The organism is Brevundimonas sp. A19_0, from assembly GCF_017744255.1.
GTDB lineage: Bacteria > Pseudomonadota > Alphaproteobacteria > Caulobacterales > Caulobacteraceae > Brevundimonas.
This window is the reverse complement of the sequence record NZ_JAGHQP010000009.1, coordinates 1-17,195: the sequence shown is the minus strand read 5'-3', so window position 1 is coordinate 17,195 and position 17,195 is coordinate 1. Positions and strand designations below refer to the sequence as shown.

Sequence of the window (17,195 nt, the reverse complement as noted above, 5' to 3'; positions counted from 1 at the left end):
GTCCGGACTGCCCAATTGGCCAGACGAACGAGGGACCCCTTTGATGTCTGACGCCGAACCCCTGAGCCGCGAGGCCCTGATCGGGACCCTGTCGAAGGGGATCAAGCCCAAGGATCAGTGGCGGATCGGGGCCGAGCACGAGAAGTTCGGCTTCGACAAGGCTACCCTCCGTCGCCCGGCCTATGACGGCCCCGCCGGCATCCGTGCCATGCTGGAGGGCCTGCAGCGCTTCGGCTGGAGCCCGGTCGAGGAGGGCGGTCACGTCATCGCGCTCGAGCGCAGGAACGCCGAAGGGATGACCGCCTCCATCAGTCTGGAGCCCGGCGGCCAGTTCGAGCTGTCAGGCGCGCCCCTCAAGGACATCCACGACATCTGTTCCGAGACCGGCCAGCATCTGGTCGAGGTCAAGATGGTGGCCGACGAGCTGGGCCTGGGCTTCCTCGGGGTCGGCTTCGATCCGTTGTGGAGTCGCGAGGACGTGCCGGTCATGCCCAAGGGCCGCTACGACATCATGCGCGCCTATATGCCCAAACGCGGCGGGCTGGGCCTCGACATGATGCTGCGCACCTGCACCATCCAGGCCAATCTGGACTTCGATTCCGAAGCCGACATGGTGACGAAGTTCCGCACCTCGCTGGCCTTGCAGCCCGTGGCCACGGCCCTGTTTGCCAATTCTCCGTTTACGGACGGTCGACCGAACGGCTTCCTGACCGCCCGGGCCAATGTCTGGACCGACACCGATCCGGACCGCACCGGCATGCTCGATTTCGTATTCGCCGACGGCTTCGGCTTTGAGGCCTATGTCGACTATGCGCTCGATGTGCCCATGTATTTCGCCAAGCGCGACGGGCGCTATGTGGATCTGTCGGGTCAGTCGTTCCGCGCCTTCATGGATGGAAAGCTGGACGTCCTGCCGGGTGACCGGGCCAATGCCAGGGACTGGGCCGACCACCTGACGACCCTGTTCCCCGAAGTGCGTCTGAAACAGTATCTGGAGATGCGCGGCGCCGACGGCGGCCCGTGGAGCCGCATCTGTGCCCTGCCCGCGCTGTGGGCCGGAATCTTCTATGACGCGCCGTCGCTGGCGGCGGCCTGGGACCTCTGCAAGGACTGGCAGATCGAGGATCACGAGCGTCTGCGCCGCGAGGTGACGCGGCTGGGCCTGCGCGCCGAGATCGGGGGCCGGTCGCTGCGCGATGTGGCGGTCGATATGGTCGCCATCGCCCGCCAGGGCCTGAAGAACCGGGCGCGCTTCTCGGGCGGCATGGTCGACGAGCGCGGCTATCTGTCCGAGCTGGAGGACACTGCCGACAGCGGGGTGACGCCGGCCGAGCGCCTGCTGGACCTGTACCACGGACCCTGGGGCGGGGACGTGCGCCGGCTGTATTCCGACTTCGCCTACTGAGGCCCAGGCCGGGACAAGCGGACGCAGGCCGGAACTACGGTGGCGCTTGCGGGTTCAGTCAGCATGAACACCGAAAACCGCCCCCCCGAAGAGCCCACTGACGTCCTGCCCGGTGAGGGTCCCGCCGAGGCCGATGCCCGTGAATCCGATGGCCCCGTCGTGGATGCCCAACGGACCAAACAGGGCCGCAGCGGGCTTCGCATCGTGGTCGTTCTGGTGGTGTCGGTCACCCTCCTGCTGATCATCTATGCGATCATGGTGATGGCCAGCCAGCCGGGTCTGGATGCCGTCGAGGACGAGAGCAACGCCCGCCCGGTGCCCGAGGAACTGCAGCCCGTGCCGGAAGCGTCCCCGGAAGGATCGCCTGCGGCCACGGACTCCGAAGCCGGGGCCATGACCTCCGACTCGAACCCGCCGCCGGTGACGCAATAGCCCGGCGACCTCTGGACTTGTGACGACCAGTGCCGGACGATCCGCAGATCGACGGCACAGGGGCGCGGCATGAGCGGCAAAATCCACATCGGCATCGGCGGCTGGACCTATGAGCCGTGGCGCGGGGTCTTCTATCCCGAGGGCCTGGTGCAGAAGCGCGAGCTGGAATATGCGGCCGGCAAGCTGACCTCGATCGAGATCAACGGCACCTACTATTCGACCTTCAAACCCGACAGCTGGATGAAGTGGCGCGACGAGACGCCCGACGGCTTCGTCTTTGCGGTGAAGGCCAGCCGCTACTGCACCAATCGCAAGGTGCTGTCCGAGGGCAAGGAGAGCTTCGACCGGTTTCTGGATCAGGGGCTGACCGTGCTGGGCGACAAGCTGGGTCCGATCAACTGGCAATTCATGGCCACCAAGAAGTTCGATCCGGCCGATTTCGAGGGCTTTCTGAAGCTGTTGCCCAAGGACAAGGACGGCGTGCGCCTTCGCCACGCGCTGGAGGTCCGGCACGCCAGCTTCGACACGCAGGAATTCTATGATCTGGCGGCGAAGTACGACTGCGCCATCGTCTATGCCGAGGACGAAGAGGCGCCGGAATGGCCCCGCATTGACCAGCCGACCGCCGACTTCTCCTATGCCCGCCTGATGTCCAGTCGCGAGGACGAGCCGACCGGCATGTCTTCCGATGAACTGGACGCTGCGGCCGACCGCCTGCGGGGCTGGGCGAAGCGTGGCGATGTGTTCGCCTATATGATCGCGGGCGCCAAGGTCCGGAACCCGGCGGCCGCCATAGCCCTGATCGAACGGGTCAGCTGACTCCGCTGCCTTGCGCCCCGGGGCTTCGGTACACACCTGAAGGGTCGATTTTCGAGGAGTCCCCATGCCCATCGCCACCCGCGCCTTTGCCGCCGTCGCCGCCGACCAGCCGCTGGAGCCCTGGAGCTTCGACCGGCGCGATCCCGGCCCGGACGATGTGGTGATCGAGATCAAATACTGCGGCGTCTGTCACTCGGACCTGCATGTGGCGAAGAACGATCTGGGCGGCACCCGCTATCCGATCGTCCCGGGCCACGAGATCGCCGGTGTGGTGACCGCTGTCGGGTCCAACGTCACGCGCTTCAGCGAAGGCGATCGCGTCGGCGTTGGCTGCATGGTCGACAGCTGCCGGACCTGCGCCGCCTGTCAGGAGGGGCTGGAGCAGTATTGCGAGCCCGGCATGACCCAGACCTATGGCTCCGCTGACCGCAAGGGGGCCGAGGTCGGCCAGAAGATCACCCAGGGCGGCTATTCCGACCGGATCACGGTCGATCAGAACTATGTGCTCAGCATTCCGGATTCGATCCCGCTGGATGCCGCGGCGCCGCTGCTGTGCGCGGGGATCACGACCTATTCGCCCCTGAGAACCTGGGGCGTGGGACCGGGTTCAAAGGTGGCCGTGGTGGGGCTGGGCGGACTTGGCCACATGGCCGTCAAACTCGCTGCGGCCATGGGTGCCGAGGTGACGGTTCTGTCGACTTCCGACCGCAAGAAGGCCGACGCCGAGCGCATGGGGGCCAAACACTTCCTGATCAACTCCGACGCCGACGCCATGAAGGCGGCGGCCGAGAAGTTCGACCTGATCATCAATACGGTCTCGGCCACCCATGAGATCGCCAGTCACCTGAACCTGCTGGCGCGGGACGGCACCATGGTCATGCTTGGCCTGACGACCGAGGGCATGCCGGTGTTCGCCATTCCGCTGCTGATGCGCCGCCGCCGGGTGGCCGGCTCGCTGATCGGGGGCATTCGGGAGACGCAGGAAATGCTCGACTTCTGCGCCGAGCACGGCATCGCCTGCGATATCGAGGTGATTGCGCCCGACCGCATCAACGAAGCCTATGAGCGGATGCTGAAGTCGGACGTCCGCTATCGCTTCGTGCTGGATATGGCACAGCTGTGAAGTTGACCACCTAGCCGGGAACCCCGCGTTTCGTTAAGGCTTGGATGACGGAGGGGCGCGCTGAGACGCCCCCCGCACCGGAAACGCAAGGGACTGCATATGGCACGGGTGGCACTGGTCACCGGGGGAACCCGGGGCATCGGCAAGGCGATTGTTCAGCGGCTGAAGGAAGACGGCCTGTCGGTCGCGGCCGGCTATTCCGGCAATGCCCAGGCGGCCGAGGCGACGGCCGCCGAGCTGGACGTCATGGTGGTGAAGGGCAATGTCGGCTCGTTCGAGGACTGCGCGCGGGCCGTGCAGGAGGTCGAGGCCGAACTGGGCCCGATCGACGTGCTGATCAACAACGCCGGCATCACGCGCGACGGCTTCTTTCACAAGATGACCGCGGACCAGTGGTCGGACGTGATCCGCGTGAACATGGACTCGGTGTTCAACATGACACGGCAGGTGATCGGCGGCATGCGCGACCGGGGCTTTGGCCGTATCGTCAACATCAGCTCGATCAACGGTCAGAAGGGCCAGATCGGCCAGACCAACTATTCCGCCGCCAAGGCGGGCATGATCGGCTTCACCAAGGCTCTGGCGCTCGAGAATGCGCGCAAGGGCGTGACCGTGAACTGCATCGCCCCCGGCTACATCGACACCGAAATGGTGGGCGCCATGGACCAGAAGGTGCTGGATTCCATCATCGCCCAGATCCCCGTCGGACGGCTGGGCAAGGGCGAGGAAATCGCGGACATGGTGTCATGGCTGGCCGGCGAACGTGCCGGATATGTCACAGGATGTACGCTATCGCTGAACGGCGGACAGTATCTGGTCGGCTGACGGGCGCCTGCCCAAAATCTGCCGGGGTGCAGAGTCACACGTTTTGACATGACGCGCGGTAGACAGGTCGGATCGACATGGCGACCGGCGCCCTCGGCCGTATTGGCGGGGGTGCTCGCGCTCGTCTGTCTGGCCCAGGCCCCAGTGGCCCACGCCCAGTCCAGCGCCAATTTCCAGAGCGAGTCGGCCCGCAGCCAGCGCGAGCGCAGTCCATCGACCAATCTGCCCGACAGTGGACGCTATGTGTCCGAGACGGGACAGGGATTCATCCTGGACCGGTCCCGTCCGGCCACCCTGATGCGGTTTGACCGCTCGACCGAGGTCTGGGTGCTGCGCCCGTCGCCCGCCCCGCGCGGCGACATCATCTTCCGCAATGACGCCGGAGATCAGGTTCTGCGGGTCACGCCCGATGGGGGCATGACCCTTTACACCACGACCACCCCCCAGGGGTCACCCGTGTCACTGGCCGGCCCGGCACCGGAGCTTCTGGCGCCGACCCTGACGGCCTTCCAGTTGATGGATTTCATCCTGCGTCAGAGCGACCGGGCGACCCGCGCCGTCGGACGGATCGTGGTCGTGGACATGGACATCGAGCCGGGGTCCGAACCGGTGGCCACCGATGCCCTGTCGACCGCCGTCGACGCGATTGTCCGTATGGCCCGCTCGCCCAGCCTCCGTCGGGACGTGGCCCGCGTTCAGGCCATCATCATCACGGACATCGGCCCGCGCCAGGTCAGTTTTTCCCGGGGCACCCTGCGGATTGTGATCGATCCGGACGCCGGTTTCGCCGGGCGACCGTCCTCCGCCCGGATCGTGCGCGTCATCGCCGGCGCCGAGTAGTCAGCCGCGAAATTCGTCCTTGGCCGCGCGGCGGCGGGCGAAGGTCCCGGCATCGCCCGCCGTCAGGAACGGATTGAACCGCCGCTCTTCCCCCAGGGTGGTGGGCACGGTCGGCTGACCCGCGTCGATCCGGACCCGCAGGGCCTCGACATGGGTGCGCAATTCCGGTCGGTCATCGACGCTCAGCGCAAACCGGGCATTGGCGGCGGTGTATTCATGGGCGCACCAGATCTCCGTCTCGTCCGGCCAGGCCATCAGGGTCGCAAGACTGTCCCACATCTGTTCGGGCGTGCCCTCGAACAGTCGCCCGCAGCCGAGGGTGAACAGGACGTCCCCGACAAAGGCGGTCCGGCCCTCCGGGTCGTGAAACACCACATGGCCGAGGGTGTGGCCGGGGGCGGCGATGACATCGAGGCGCGTGTCCCCGACCTGGACGGTGTCGCCATCCCGGATCTCATGGTCGAGGGGCGCGGCACGGCGAACCTCGGCCGGGCCATGGATGGTGCACCCGGTCGCTGCCTTCAGTGCCGCATTCCCGCCGGTGTGATCCGGGTGCCAGTGGGTGTTGAGCACCTGACCGAGTGGTCCCCAGCCGAGGGTCGACAGCTCCTCGAGAATGCGGTCGGCATCCGGCGTGTCGATCGTGGCCACAGCCCCGGCGGTCCGGTCCCGGACCAGCAGGCCGTAGTTGTCCGACAGGCAGGGGAAGAGGTGCACATCCAGCGTCATGGCCATGACCCTAGCAGGGGATGGGCGTCCGGGGCTATCCTCAGCCCATGCGCATGCCCATCGAGGAGCTCAGGCAGTTCTACGGCGAGCCGTCCGGCCGGCTGGTCCGTCGGCTGCTGGCTGACCGGCTGGAGGGCGCCTGGGGCGAGGCCGACGGCTGTGACGTGCTGGGGCTGGGCTATGCGACGCCCTGGCTGGGGGCGTTCGTCGGGGCTCGCCGGCTGATCGCGGCCATGCCGTCGGGGCAGGGGGTCGAAGTCTGGCCGCGCGGCGCCCGCAACCGGGCGGTGCTGGTCGATGACCGGGCCTTGCCGTTCGCCGCAGGCAGTTTCGACCGTGTGCTGGTCGTTCACGCGCTTGAGGAGGCCGACGATGTTCGTGCCCTGATGGCCGAGGCGATCCGGGTACTCAGCCCCGCGGGACGGATCATTCTGGTCGCCGCTGCGCGCGGCGGCTTGTGGGCGCGGGCCGAGAGCACCCCGTTTGGCCACGGCCGGCCCTTCACGCGGCGCCAGCTGGAACGGCTGGTCCGGGAAGTGGGCCTCGAACCGGCCGCCTGGTCCCAGACGCTTTATGTCCCGCCATGGCCCGTGCTGTACGGGATGGCGGACGGCTTCGAGCAGGTGGGGCGCCGTCTCGTACCGGGGGCGGCCGGTCTCATCCTGCTGGAGGCGACCCGTCAGGCCTATGCCCTTGCCCGGACAGCGGAGCAGACCGAACGCGTCCCCCTGCTCGAAGGCGGACTGGAGCCCGCCCGGGCGGGACGAGACAGTCGCCGGGCTCTGGTCGAGCCGGTCGAACACGCCTAGAGCGTCGGCATGCACCGACTGATCCTGATGCGCCATGCCAAGGCTGAACGCGGCTCTCCCTCGGGTCGTGATCGCGACCGTCCGCTGTCCCCCCGCGGCGAGGCCGATGCCCTGCGCGTCGGCCGGATTCTGGCCGACCGGGGCCTGAAGCCCGACCGGGCCCTGGTCTCGTCGGCCGAGCGGACGCTGCAGACCTGGGAGCTGGTGCACGAGAGCCTGGGGGACGTCGAGGTCCGTCAGGTCGATGCCCTGTACGAGGCCGATGCCGCGACCCTGCGCACCCATGTCGAGGACGAGGCGGACCTGGCCGGCTGTCTGATCCTGGTCGGTCACAATCCGGGTATCCATCAGCTGGCCGTGGAGCTGCTGATGGAGGGGGCGGCGGCGCCCTCGGTGCTGGACCGGCTGGCGGCGGGTTTCCCGACGGGTCAGGCGGTGGTCTTCTCCGTCGACGTGGCCGGGCGCTATGCGCTGGAAGGTCTGGTGCGGCCCGAGGACAGCGACACGTGACCGGGACCATCTTCAAGCTGGTGGATGCGGAGGAGTGGGAGGCGGCGACCGCCGACGGCCACTATCCGGGCTCCGAGGTCGATCTGCGGGACGGCTACATCCACATGTCGACGGCTGAGCAGCTGCCGGGCACGGCCGGCAAACACTATTTGGGCCGGACGAACCTTGTGCTGGTGACCCTTGAGACGGCCGCGCTGGTGGATCTGGTATGGGAGCCCTCGCGCGGGGGCGCCTTGTTTCCGCACCTGTACCGACCCCTGCCCCTGGGCGCGGTCCGTGCGGTCGAGGCCTGCCACGTCGATGGGGAGGGCACCCTGCACATCGACGCCGGAGAGCCGGCATGAGCCTGCTCGACCTCGGTACGGCCCTGCTCCGGAAGATGGACGCCGAGCGTGCGCACGAGATGGCCATTGCCGGCCTGCGTTACCTGCCCTTGGGTGCGCAGAAGGACGACCCGATCCTGCGTACCCGCGTGGCGGGGCTGGGGCTGCCCAATCCGGTCGGACTGGCCGCGGGACTGGACAAGAATGCGGTCGCGATCCGGGGTTTGGCGGGACTGGGCTTTGGCTTTGTCGAATGCGGCTCGGTCACGCCCCGGCCCCAGACCGGCAATCCTCGCCCGCGCCTGTTCCGGCTGGAAGAGGACCGGGCGGTGATCAACCGGATGGGGTTCAACAACGACGGCCTGGACGCCTTTGCCGACCGGCTGGCCCATCGTCCGCCCGGTGTGGTGGTCGGGGCCAATCTGGGCGCGAACAAGGATGCCGACGACCGGATCGCTGACTATGAGACCGGCCTGCGGCGACTGGGCGGCCTCGCCGACTATCTCACCGTCAATGTGTCTTCGCCCAATACGCCGGGCCTGCGCGGCCTGCAGACCGTCGAGGCGCTCGAGCCCTTGCTGGCCCGCATCCAGGGCGCGCGCCCGGTCGACCGGCCGGTCTTCCTGAAGATTGCCCCCGACCTGTCGGACGCCGACATCGGCCGGATCGTCGAGGCCAGCCTGCAATACGGGCTGGACGGACTGATCGTGTCGAACACGACCCTCGATCGGCCCGACACCCTCAGATCGGCCCATGCCGGTGAGGCGGGCGGCCTGTCGGGAGCCGCTCTGAAGGATCGCGCGCGGCGGGCCCTGGCGGCGGCAGCGGAAGCGGCCGACGGGCGCCTGCCGCTCATCGCCGTGGGCGGGATCGCGGACGGGGCCGAGGCCTATGCCCGCATCCGCGCGGGGGCCAGCGCGGTGCAAATCTATTCGGCGCTCGTCTTCGAGGGGCCGGGTCTGGTCCGGCGGATCAAGGCCGATCTGATCGCGCGCCTGAAGGCGGACGGCTTTTCCACAGCGGGCGAGGCCGTCGGCACCGCGCGTTGACGGAGCGTTAGGCCTGACGCGCCATAGTGGTGAAAAGGGCTGAAAGGCCCACCCACGGGGATGCGAATGACCATGGCAACGGCCGACTTGTCGTCAGGCTGGGTTGAGGCAATCCGGCAGCGCCGCAAGGCGCTGCTGCAGCGACTGGGCATGGGCGCCGCCAGCGCCCTGGTGTTCAGCCCGATCCTGGGCTGGGACTTCTCGATCGCCTGGGTGGCCGGTTACTTCCTGGTGCAGCTGCTGGACCTGTGGGTGTTCGGGCCGGTCAACGCCGGCAAGTCCGAGTCCTTCGGCCTGCCGCGCTTTGCGGCCGCCTGCGTCATGCTGGTGGCGAACGCTGCCTATTTCGGCAGCCTGTCGGTGCCGCTGTGGCTGATCGGCGGACCCATGGGCGGGGTTTGCGCCGCGATCCTTCTGTCGTCAGGCGCCATCTATGCCGTGGTGAACGCGCCCCGGTCCCGGACGGTCCTGGCGCTGACCGTTGCGCCGCAGTTCCTGTATCTCGCGATCACACCGATCTTCATGGTGACCAACGGCGCTTCGGCCCCCTTTGCAACGGCCTTCGCCATCGCCATCGCCGTCTTCATGACCTACTGCCTCAGCACCTGGCAGCGGATGGAAACGGCCCGCAAGTCCGAGGAGGCCGCCCGGCTGGATGCCGAGAGCCGCCGTCTTCACGCCGAAGAGGTGATGGAGAGCCGACAGGCCTTTCTGGCCGCCGTCGGACACGATCTGCGCACCCCGATCAGCGCCATCATGGCCGGCGCGGGCGTCATCCAGGACAGCACCGACGACTATCACACCCGAAATCAGGCCCGCCTGATCACCGACGCCGGCCTGATGATGAAGGCCCTGCTCGACGACCTGCTGGACCACGCCAAGATCGAGGCGGGGCGCATGACGGTCGAGGTCGACGACTTCAACCTGCGCTCCCTGATCGCCCAGACCGCCCGCCTGTGGCAGGGTCCGGTGGCGTCCAAGGGGCTCAAGCTGCGCATCGAGGGAGCTTCCCAGGTGCCGGCCCATGTGCGGGGCGACGCCATGCGCCTGCGCCAGATCCTGAACAATCTGATCTCGAACGCGGTCAAGTTCACGGACACCGGCAGTATCACCCTGAAGCTCAAGGCCTGGGAGGAGGAACCCTCCGGCTATTCCGTGCTGATCGAGATTCAGGATACCGGGCCGGGCATGACGCCGGCCCAGATCCAGCGCCTGTTCAGCCCGTTCGATCAGACCGCCTCGGGCGTCAGCGCGCGCCATGGCGGAACGGGCCTCGGACTGGCGATCAGCCGCCACCTGAGCGAACTGATGGGCGGACGCCTGACGGCCCACAGCCGTCTGGGCGAGGGATCCAGCTTCACCGTGGCCCTGAGTTTCCCGCGCGCCAATTCGGAGACCAGCAGCCTGCCGCCACCGGAACGGGCCGGACGGGAAGTGGTGGCGCGCGCCCTCGGCGGTCTGCCGGACAAGGCGCCGGTGGCCCCGCCCGCACCCTCGCCTGCGCCGGCGCCGGCGGTCGAGACCGTGGCGGTTGCCGCCGAACCGGTCGAGGCTGCCCCCGTCGCCGAACCGGAAGCCCCAGTGGAAGAGGTCGCAGAGGATGATGCCCCCATGCGGGTGCTGGTCGTCGACGACCACGATATCAACCGGCGGGCCATCCAGCTGATCCTGCAACCCCTTGGGTGCGAGGTCACCACGGCTGCCGATGGCCTGCTGGCGCTCAAGGCCTGCGACGCCCAGACCTTCGACCTGATCTTCATGGATGTGCGTATGCCGGAGCTGGACGGTCGCGAGGCGACCCGACGCCTGCGGGCCTCGGACAACGCCAATGCCGAAGTGCCGGTCATTGCCGTCACGGCCGACACCAGTCCCGAGGACATCACCGCCTGTGGCGAGGCAGGCATGACCTATTTCGTGCCGAAACCGATCACGCCGGCGTCGCTGCTGGGTGCGGTGACCCACGTCATGAACGGTGCCACGATCCGGCCCCCGCAAGAAGACCGGATCGAGGCCGTGGCCTGACCTAGAGCTGGCCCAGAAGGTGTTCGGCCGAGGACACCTTGAACTCGCCGCCCTGCTCGATGTTCAGCTGCTCGACCACGCCGTCCTTGACCAGCATGGAGTAGCGCTGCGAGCGCTCGCCCATGCCAAAGCCCTTGGCATCCATGGTCAGGCCGACCGCGCGGGTGAATTCGCCATTGCCGTCGGCAAGCATGAGGATCTTGTCGGCGCCGTCCTGGGAATTGGCCCATGCGCCCATGACGAAGGCGTCATTGACCGAGACACAGGCGACGGTGTCGACGCCCTTGTCCTTCAGGGTGTCGAGGTTCTCGGCAAAGCCCGGCAGGTGACGCGCCGAACAGGTCGGGGTGAAGGCGCCCGGCACGGCGAACAGGGCCACGGTCTTGCCGTTGAAGATTTCCGAGACATTCACCGGCTTGGGCCCCTCGGAGGTGGCCTTCATCAGGGTGGCTTCGGGCAGGCGGTCGCCGATCGAGATGGTCATGGAGTGTCTCCGTTGGGGCTGGGGCCGTCGGGGCCGGTCCTGCCCAGATAGACATCCGCCGCGCCTGCACCAAGGGGCTTGGGGGCCAAAGCGCGCTCCCGCCCCTTGCGTCGGACCGGGCCAGACCCGATGATCCCCTCATGAACGGCTTTTCCTCCCTCGCCGGTCGTCTGCTCATCGCCATGCCCGGTATCGACGATGACCGGTTCCGACAGGCTGTCATTCTGATCTGTGCCCACGGGCCGGATCACGCCATGGGCGTGCGCATCGACCAGCCGCTGGAGGGGATCGATCTGTCGACGGTGCTGGAAAAGCTGGACATGCCCCCCCCGGCCGAAGGCTATGAGGCGCCGGTGCTGGTCGGCGGGCCGGTCGAGCGCGAGCGCGGCTTTGTGCTTCACACCGACGACTGGATTTCGGACGGGACCAGCCTGGCCTTCGGGGACGGTCTGGCCCTCACAGGCACCCGCGATGTGCTGGTGGCCATGTCCGATCCCGTTACCGGCCCGCGCCGGTCGCGCCTGATGCTGGGCTATGCGGGCTGGGACGAAGGCCAGCTCGAGGCCGAGCTGACCGAGAACATCTGGCTCACCGCCGATGCCGACACCGAAATGGTGTTCGACGACGATCACCCCACCAAATGGGCCCGGGCCCTGGCCGCCATCGGCGTGGATGCAGCCCGCCTGTCGGGCACCGGCGGTCGGGCCTGAGGCGTCAGTCGGCGAAGCAGCTTCGCTCGATGAAGCTGACCGCTGCGGCCTTGGCCTCGTTCGGGTTATGGCCTCCGGGAAATTCGAGGGCCGCGAAGGGTACCTCCGCCGCGCGCAAGGCCGCGACCAGCGGCCCATAGTGGTCCGTGAAAGGGGCCGCGGGGTCCGATCGGCCACCGGCCACGAAGACGGGCCGGTCCGCCAGCGCCGCCGCCTTCGGAGAGAACCGCGCCTCCTCTGCCCCGGCGATGGAAGCCTGCATGAAGGCCCCGGGACCTCCGGCGCCGAAGCGCGCGAGCTCGGTATCGGCGGCAAAGCTGTCCAGCTCGGATCGCCAAAGGGCCGCGTATTCGGGATCCCGACCCCATCGATCCGCGATCACGCCCATGTCTGCAGGAACGAGAGCGACCACGCATCGGATGTCGGCGTCCAAGGCCGCTGTATGCAGCGCCAGCCAGCCACCGAAGCTGACCCCGAACACCGCAACCTGATCCGGATCGATCCCTTCATGATGGCGCAGCCAGTCGACGACGGCCTGGCCATCCACCCGCGCATTGTCGAGGCTGAACTCGCCCCCGGACGCTCCGGTCCCGCGGTAGCTCGGCACGAGGACCGTGTAGCCGGCGGCCTGCAGTTCGCCCGCGACACGCGGCACATTCGATCCCGAGGGGAAGCCGTTGAACAGGGCGATGGCCGGTCGGTCCCCTTCCCCGTCGCCGACCAGAAGCCGGGCCGAAACGGTCTCGCTGCCGGAAGGGATCGATACCTCTATCGGCGCCTGCTGGGCCGTGGCCGCAAGGGGGGCGGACAGAGCAGCGAAGCAGGAGGCGGCGGCGGCAAGGAGGGTCAGTTTCATGGGGGCCTCGTGACACGAAATCCCCACTTCTTTGCCATCGGGTCCGCAATGGCACAGCTTACAATGCTGTAATTACGGATGTTTAATTTCGGCCGACGGCTCCTTCTGTCGGCAGACCGTCAATCACCAGCCGGCCGCCGGTGTAGCGACTGTCGTCGGTGACCTCGCGCGTGGCGAAGTCCGGCGTCGGATAGAGGGCCATGGCTTCCGGGTCCGGGAACTCGGCCTCGGCCATGATCAGGCCTTCGAGGGCTCCGGAGAAGACGTCGACCGATAGGTCCGCGCCGTCGACATTGCCGAGATAATGACGGGTCTTGGTCAGCCGGCGGCCGGGCAGGGTGGACAGCAGCCGGAACTCCTCGGGCGACAGGTAGATGGAGGTCAGCAGCCGGACGGCCGGGCTGACATCGGCCTTGCGGCCCAGCCGCAGCATCGCCGGTCCCCCGTCATCCGGCAGGGCCTCGCGCAGACGCAGCTGTGTGCCCTCGACGTACAGGTCAGTGAAGTGCTCGACCCGCACCACCCGGTCATGCGGGACCGCGCGGCACAGCCACCGTCGTTCGCGCTCGACCCACGCATATTTTGACTTGGGCCATCCGAGGGCGCGGGCGACGTCGGGATCAATCTCGGGGCTGCTTGGGTCCATGGCGTTATCCTGTGGCACGGGTCGCAACAGTGCACGGAACAGGGCGCGGCCGCTGCGGGTTCAGGACATATGCCAATACAGGAGGCTCCCATGCCCGACACCCCCGCGACCGAAACCGAAACACGCGCCGACAAGATCGAGCGTCTGGAAGACGAAGCCGAGGCCCTGGAACGCCCGGATCGCGTCATTCCGCTGGACGACGGCGAGGACGATGAAGGCGTCGGAGAGGTCACGCATCTGGTGCCCTGAGCGAAGCGTTGGCCCCGTCAGGCGCGCAGGATCTTGTCCATCGCCTTGCCCCGGGCCAGCTCGTCGATGAGCTTGTCGAGATAGCGGATCTCCCGCATCAGCGGCTCGGCGACCTCCTCGACGCGGATGCCGCAGATGACCCCGGTGATGGCCTCGCGCGCCGGGTTCATCGCCGGGGCATCGGCGAAGAAGGTCTGGACGTCCTTACGGTCCGCGATCTGCTGCTCCAGCCCCGCCTGGTCATAGCCGGTCAGCCAGCGGATCAGGGTATCGACCTCCTCGCGTGTGCGACCCTTGCGTTCGGCCTTGGCCACATAGGCCGAATGGACCCCGGCGAAGGCCATACCATAGATGCGGTGCCCGGACACGGACCTAGCCCGCCCCGGCGGCGATCTGCATCATGACCAGACCGGTGAACCAGGCGGCGGCCGTGCCGACGATGTAGCCGACCACGGCCAGAAGCACGCCGACCGGGGCGAGGGAGGGGTGGAAGGCCGCGGCGGCCACGGGGGCGGAGGCCGCTCCGCCGATGTTGGCCATCGAGCCGACGCCGAGGAAGAAGCTGGGTGCCCGGATCAGGAAGGCGACCAGAACCATCAGGGCCACATGCACCAGCATCCAGACGGCGCCGATCAGGAAGTAGACCGGGCTGTCGAGGATGGCCCCGATGTTCATGTTCAGCCCGACGGTGGCCACCAGCACATAGACGAACACTGACCCGACCTTGGCCGCGCCTGGGCCCTGCAGCTTGCGGGCCGGGGTGAAGGACAGGACCACGCCGATCACGGTGGCGATCAGCACCAGCCAGAAGAAGGCCGAGTCCAGCGACAGGCGCTGGGCCCAGGGCCAGGTCTCGCCGAACCAGGTGGACAGCGGGTCCGCGATCGCATGCGACAGGCCCACTGCGCCGAAGCCGACCGCGAGGATGAAGATCAGATCCTTGAGCATCGGGATGCGGGCGTGCTCGGCTTCATAGGCCTCGGCCTTGTCGCGGACACGGTCGACGGCCGAGGCGTCGGCCCGGAACAGCTTGTCGACGCGGCGCTGATTGGCGGCCATCCAGAGGACGACAGCCATCCAGACGTTGGCGACGATCACGTCGACGGCGATCCAGATCGAGAAGGTGTCCGGCCCCGCGCCATAGATCTCGTAAAGGGCGGTCTGGTTGGCCGACCCGCCGATCCAGCTGCCGGCCACGGTCGCCATGCCGCGCCAGATAGCTTCGGGGCCTGCTCCCATCAGTTCGGGCGCGAACCAGCTGGTCAGCAGCAGGGCCACGGGCCCGCCGATCATCACGCCGATGGTGCCGGTAAAGAACATGATCAGCGCCTTGGGCCCCAGACCCACGACGGCGGGCAGGTCAGCCGAGACGGTCAGCAGCACGAGTGCGGCCGGCAGCAGATAGCGCGAGGCGATATAGTAGAGCCGGGATTCCTCGGGATCGACGACGCCGAAGGTCGTCAGCAGGGACGGCAGGAAATAGCAGAGCAGCAGGGCCGGAATGACGGTGAAGAACCGCTTCACCCAGACGTTGTCCCGGCTCGAGATCCAGAAGACGGCGCCCAGGATCACGGCCAGAAGGCCCAGCACCACGGCGTCATTGGTGATCAGGGCGGTGGTGGCGGCCTCTTCGGTCGGCATGGACGTGTCTCCCCTTGGTTGGGGGCATAAGGGCAACCGGGGTGCGATTTGGCAAGCCGTGACAGGCCGTTGCATCCAACGGCGGCGCGCGGCAGGGAGAGGGGATGACATCCCTGATCATCGATTGCGATCCCGGCGTGGACGATGCCGTGGCCCTGCTGACCGCCTTTGGCAGCCCGGCTCTGGACCTGTTGGCCGTCACCACCGTGGGCGGCAATGTCCCGGTCGAAAAGACGGCCCGGAACGCCTGCATCCTGCGCCAGATTGCCGCGCGCGAGGATGTGCCGGTCTATCGCGGCGCTGAACGCCCGCTGGTGCGCGAGCCGGCAGGTGCCGGAGAATTCCATGGCGCCGAAGGTCTGGGCGATATGGCGCCCTTCGATCCGGCAAAAGGCTGTGAGCCCGGGGGCGCGGTCGAGGCCATCGTGGAGCGGGTCATGGCGCGGCCGGCGGGGACGGTCTCGATAGCGGTGCTGGGTCCCCTGACCAATCTGGCGCTGGCGCTGCGTGCCGAGCCACGGCTGGCGGAGCGTCTGGGGCGGGTCGCGGTCATGGGCGGCGCGCGGGCCGAGGGCGGCAACATCACGGCCTCGGCCGAATTCAACATCTGGGCCGACCCGGAGGCGGCGGCCGAGGTGCTGGCCAGCGCCTGCGACGTGGTCCTGTTCGGCCTCGACGTCACCCATCAGGTGTGCGCGACCGAGGCGCGGATCGCCGACGTCGAAGCCCTCGCTACCCCGCCGGCCTTGGCTGCTTCGTCAATGATGCGCTTCTCCCAGAGAATCGAGCGCGAGATCGTCGGCTGGGATGCGCCACCCGTCCACGACCTGTGTCCGGTGGCCTGGATGCTCCGGCCCGAGCTGTTCACCCTCCGGCCGTGCCATATTGCGGTCGAGACCGGCAGCGGCCTGACGCGGGGGCATACGGCGGTCGAGTTCCGCGACGGCGTCGCCGGGCCGCTTCGTCATCGGTGGGCGACCGCAGCCGATGCCGACGGCGTCTTTGACCTGCTGAAGGGAGCGACACGATGAGGATCACCGTGGTCGGGTCGATCAATGTCGACATGGTGGCCACCGCGCCGTCCCTGCCACGCGCGGGCGAGACGGTGACAGGGGCCGTGCTGGCGCGCCACCCGGGCGGCAAGGGCGCCAACCAGGCGCTGGCCGCGCGGCGTCTGGGCGCCGACGTTGCCCTGATCGGAGCCGTGGGCGAAGGTCCGCTCTCGGACGAGGCCCTGGTGCTGCTGGAAGACGCCGGCGTGGACCTGAAGGGGGTCGGCAGCGCCGAGGGCACGCCGACCGGCGTCGCCCTGATCGCCGTCGACCCGTCGGGCGAGAACCAGATCGTCGTGGCCTCGGGTGCCAATGGCCAGGTCCGGCCCGAGCATCTTCCCGCGCGGATCGAGGATCCGCTGATCGTGCAGCTGGAGCTGCCGGTCGAGACGGTCGAGGCCGCCGTCGGCCGCGCGACCGGCTTCGTCTGCGCCAATCTGGCGCCAGCCGCTCCGGTGTCCGAAGCCCTTTTGCGGCGCTGCGACCTGATCGTGGTCAATCAGACCGAGGCGGAATTCTATGGTGACGCCCTGCACTCCGGAGGCGGGCAGGTGGTCATCACCCGGGGGGCGGAGGGGGCGAGCCTCTACAAGCGCGGGGCGGTGGTCGCCGAGGTCGGGGCGCCGCGGGTCGAGGCGGTGGATGCGACCGGAGCGGGCGATGCCTTTGTC

21 protein-coding genes are annotated in these 17,195 nt (G+C 68.1%); 15 read left to right on the top strand and 6 right to left on the bottom strand.

Annotation, left to right across the window (positions count from 1 at the left end; genetic code table 11):
- The first annotated feature begins 43 nt into the window (after positions 1–43).
- From J7346_RS09525 to J7346_RS09500, 6 genes are all read left to right on the top strand, one after another.
- Positions 44–1,405 (top strand): glutamate--cysteine ligase, encoded by a 1,362-nt coding sequence (locus J7346_RS09525; RefSeq protein WP_209119684.1) that lies wholly within the window; start codon positions 44–46, stop codon positions 1,403–1,405.
- A 63-nt stretch (positions 1,406–1,468) separates the two neighbouring features.
- Positions 1,469–1,837 (top strand): hypothetical protein, encoded by a 369-nt coding sequence (locus J7346_RS09520; RefSeq protein WP_209119683.1) that lies wholly within the window; start codon positions 1,469–1,471, stop codon positions 1,835–1,837.
- Positions 1,838–1,906: 69 nt separating this feature from the next.
- Complete coding sequence (locus tag J7346_RS09515) at positions 1,907–2,656, top strand: DUF72 domain-containing protein (protein WP_209119682.1); 750 nt, start codon at positions 1,907–1,909, stop codon at positions 2,654–2,656.
- A 64-nt stretch (positions 2,657–2,720) separates the two neighbouring features.
- Positions 2,721–3,779, top strand: a complete 1,059-nt coding sequence (locus J7346_RS09510; protein ID WP_245157775.1) for an NAD(P)-dependent alcohol dehydrogenase — start codon at positions 2,721–2,723, stop codon at positions 3,777–3,779.
- Between the two features lie 99 nt (positions 3,780–3,878).
- Entirely contained in the window at positions 3,879–4,604 is a 726-nt protein-coding gene (phbB, locus tag J7346_RS09505; RefSeq protein ID WP_209119681.1) for an acetoacetyl-CoA reductase, read from the top strand.
- A 48-nt stretch (positions 4,605–4,652) separates the two neighbouring features.
- Positions 4,653–5,444: a DUF4908 domain-containing protein gene (locus J7346_RS09500; RefSeq protein ID WP_209119680.1), complete on the top strand. Its 792-nt coding sequence runs from the start codon at positions 4,653–4,655 to the stop codon at positions 5,442–5,444.
- Here J7346_RS09500 and gloB read toward each other — a convergent pair whose 3' ends face one another.
- Entirely contained in the window at positions 5,445–6,173 is a 729-nt protein-coding gene (gene gloB, locus J7346_RS09495; protein ID WP_209119764.1) for a hydroxyacylglutathione hydrolase, read from the bottom strand.
- A 47-nt stretch (positions 6,174–6,220) separates the two neighbouring features.
- On the opposite strand from gloB, the gene J7346_RS09490 reads away from it, so the two are divergent.
- The 5 genes from J7346_RS09490 (at position 6,221) to J7346_RS09470 (ending at position 10,886) form a co-directional block, all read left to right on the top strand.
- The gene (locus tag J7346_RS09490) at positions 6,221–6,982 is read left to right on the top strand and encodes a methyltransferase domain-containing protein (RefSeq protein ID WP_209119679.1); all 762 of its coding nucleotides are present in this window, start codon (positions 6,221–6,223) and stop codon (positions 6,980–6,982) included.
- A 9-nt stretch (positions 6,983–6,991) separates the two neighbouring features.
- On the top strand, positions 6,992–7,492 hold the full coding sequence (locus J7346_RS09485; protein WP_209119678.1) for a histidine phosphatase family protein: 501 nt from the start codon (positions 6,992–6,994) through the stop codon (positions 7,490–7,492).
- Positions 7,489–7,836, top strand: a complete 348-nt coding sequence (locus J7346_RS09480) for a DUF952 domain-containing protein (RefSeq protein WP_209119677.1) — start codon at positions 7,489–7,491, stop codon at positions 7,834–7,836. Before J7346_RS09485 ends, J7346_RS09480 begins: the two co-directional genes overlap by 4 nt.
- The gene (locus J7346_RS09475; protein ID WP_209119676.1) at positions 7,833–8,864 is read left to right on the top strand and encodes a quinone-dependent dihydroorotate dehydrogenase; all 1,032 of its coding nucleotides are present in this window, start codon (positions 7,833–7,835) and stop codon (positions 8,862–8,864) included. Before J7346_RS09480 ends, J7346_RS09475 begins: the two co-directional genes overlap by 4 nt.
- A 66-nt stretch (positions 8,865–8,930) precedes the next feature.
- On the top strand, positions 8,931–10,886 hold the full coding sequence (locus tag J7346_RS09470) for an ATP-binding protein (RefSeq protein WP_209119675.1): 1,956 nt from the start codon (positions 8,931–8,933) through the stop codon (positions 10,884–10,886).
- A gap of 1 nt (position 10,887) precedes the next feature.
- On the opposite strand, the gene J7346_RS09465 is transcribed toward J7346_RS09470, so the two are convergent.
- Entirely contained in the window at positions 10,888–11,370 is a 483-nt protein-coding gene (locus tag J7346_RS09465) for a peroxiredoxin (RefSeq protein WP_209119674.1), read from the bottom strand.
- Positions 11,371–11,510: 140 nt separating this feature from the next.
- On the opposite strand from J7346_RS09465, the gene J7346_RS09460 reads away from it, so the two are divergent.
- Positions 11,511–12,080, top strand: a complete 570-nt coding sequence (locus J7346_RS09460; protein ID WP_209119673.1) for a YqgE/AlgH family protein — start codon at positions 11,511–11,513, stop codon at positions 12,078–12,080.
- Positions 12,081–12,084: 4 nt separating this feature from the next.
- Here the strand turns inward: J7346_RS09460 and J7346_RS09455 are convergent, their stop codons facing one another.
- Both J7346_RS09455 and J7346_RS09450 read right to left on the bottom strand, forming a co-directional pair.
- On the bottom strand, positions 12,085–12,936 hold the full coding sequence (locus J7346_RS09455) for an alpha/beta fold hydrolase (RefSeq protein ID WP_209119672.1): 852 nt from the start codon (positions 12,934–12,936) through the stop codon (positions 12,085–12,087).
- An 82-nt stretch (positions 12,937–13,018) separates the two neighbouring features.
- Positions 13,019–13,582, bottom strand: a complete 564-nt coding sequence (locus tag J7346_RS09450; protein WP_209119671.1) for a hypothetical protein — start codon at positions 13,580–13,582, stop codon at positions 13,019–13,021.
- A 90-nt stretch (positions 13,583–13,672) separates the two neighbouring features.
- Between J7346_RS09450 and J7346_RS09445 the strand changes: the two genes are divergently transcribed.
- Positions 13,673–13,831, top strand: coding sequence for a hypothetical protein (locus J7346_RS09445; protein ID WP_209119670.1), 159 nt, complete (start codon positions 13,673–13,675; stop codon positions 13,829–13,831).
- A 17-nt stretch (positions 13,832–13,848) separates the two neighbouring features.
- Here J7346_RS09445 and J7346_RS09440 read toward each other — a convergent pair whose 3' ends face one another.
- Together J7346_RS09440 and J7346_RS09435 are read right to left on the bottom strand one after the other, a co-directional pair.
- On the bottom strand, positions 13,849–14,199 hold the full coding sequence (locus tag J7346_RS09440) for a DUF2200 domain-containing protein (RefSeq protein WP_348521487.1): 351 nt from the start codon (positions 14,197–14,199) through the stop codon (positions 13,849–13,851).
- A 4-nt stretch (positions 14,200–14,203) separates the two neighbouring features.
- A complete protein-coding gene (locus tag J7346_RS09435) occupies positions 14,204–15,472 on the bottom strand; it encodes a DUF819 family protein (RefSeq protein ID WP_209119669.1) in 1,269 nt (422 codons plus the stop codon).
- A 104-nt stretch (positions 15,473–15,576) separates the two neighbouring features.
- Here J7346_RS09435 and J7346_RS09430 point away from each other — a divergent pair, with 104 nt between their 5' ends.
- Complete coding sequence (locus J7346_RS09430) at positions 15,577–16,503, top strand: nucleoside hydrolase (protein WP_209119668.1); 927 nt, start codon at positions 15,577–15,579, stop codon at positions 16,501–16,503.
- Positions 16,500–17,195: ribokinase (locus J7346_RS09425; RefSeq protein WP_209119667.1), on the top strand; the 696-nt coding region annotated here is incomplete at its 3' end. The genes J7346_RS09430 and J7346_RS09425, both read left to right, overlap by 4 nt.

Bases quoted from the DNA above. Each gene is read 5' to 3' on its own strand.
- J7346_RS09525 (WP_209119684.1), top strand. From the start codon at position 44: ATGTCTGACGCCGAACCCCTGAGCCGCGAGGCCCTGATCGGGACCCTG.
- J7346_RS09520 (WP_209119683.1), top strand. From the start codon at position 1,469: ATGAACACCGAAAACCGCCCCCCCGAAGAGCCCACTGACGTCCTGCCC.
- J7346_RS09515 (WP_209119682.1), top strand. From the start codon at position 1,907: ATGAGCGGCAAAATCCACATCGGCATCGGCGGCTGGACCTATGAGCCG.
- J7346_RS09510 (WP_245157775.1), top strand. From the start codon at position 2,721: ATGCCCATCGCCACCCGCGCCTTTGCCGCCGTCGCCGCCGACCAGCCG.
- phbB (WP_209119681.1), top strand. From the start codon at position 3,879: ATGGCACGGGTGGCACTGGTCACCGGGGGAACCCGGGGCATCGGCAAG.
- J7346_RS09500 (WP_209119680.1), top strand. From the start codon at position 4,653: ATGACGCGCGGTAGACAGGTCGGATCGACATGGCGACCGGCGCCCTCG.
- gloB (WP_209119764.1), bottom strand. From the start codon at position 6,173: ATGACGCTGGATGTGCACCTCTTCCCCTGCCTGTCGGACAACTACGGC.
- J7346_RS09490 (WP_209119679.1), top strand. From the start codon at position 6,221: ATGCGCATGCCCATCGAGGAGCTCAGGCAGTTCTACGGCGAGCCGTCC.
- J7346_RS09485 (WP_209119678.1), top strand. From the start codon at position 6,992: ATGCACCGACTGATCCTGATGCGCCATGCCAAGGCTGAACGCGGCTCT.
- J7346_RS09475 (WP_209119676.1), top strand. From the start codon at position 7,833: ATGAGCCTGCTCGACCTCGGTACGGCCCTGCTCCGGAAGATGGACGCC.
- J7346_RS09470 (WP_209119675.1), top strand. From the start codon at position 8,931: ATGACCATGGCAACGGCCGACTTGTCGTCAGGCTGGGTTGAGGCAATC.
- J7346_RS09465 (WP_209119674.1), bottom strand. From the start codon at position 11,370: ATGACCATCTCGATCGGCGACCGCCTGCCCGAAGCCACCCTGATGAAG.
- J7346_RS09460 (WP_209119673.1), top strand. From the start codon at position 11,511: ATGAACGGCTTTTCCTCCCTCGCCGGTCGTCTGCTCATCGCCATGCCC.
- J7346_RS09455 (WP_209119672.1), bottom strand. From the start codon at position 12,936: ATGAAACTGACCCTCCTTGCCGCCGCCGCCTCCTGCTTCGCTGCTCTG.
- J7346_RS09450 (WP_209119671.1), bottom strand. From the start codon at position 13,582: ATGGACCCAAGCAGCCCCGAGATTGATCCCGACGTCGCCCGCGCCCTC.
- J7346_RS09445 (WP_209119670.1), top strand. From the start codon at position 13,673: ATGCCCGACACCCCCGCGACCGAAACCGAAACACGCGCCGACAAGATC.
- J7346_RS09435 (WP_209119669.1), bottom strand. From the start codon at position 15,472: ATGCCGACCGAAGAGGCCGCCACCACCGCCCTGATCACCAATGACGCC.
- J7346_RS09430 (WP_209119668.1), top strand. From the start codon at position 15,577: ATGACATCCCTGATCATCGATTGCGATCCCGGCGTGGACGATGCCGTG.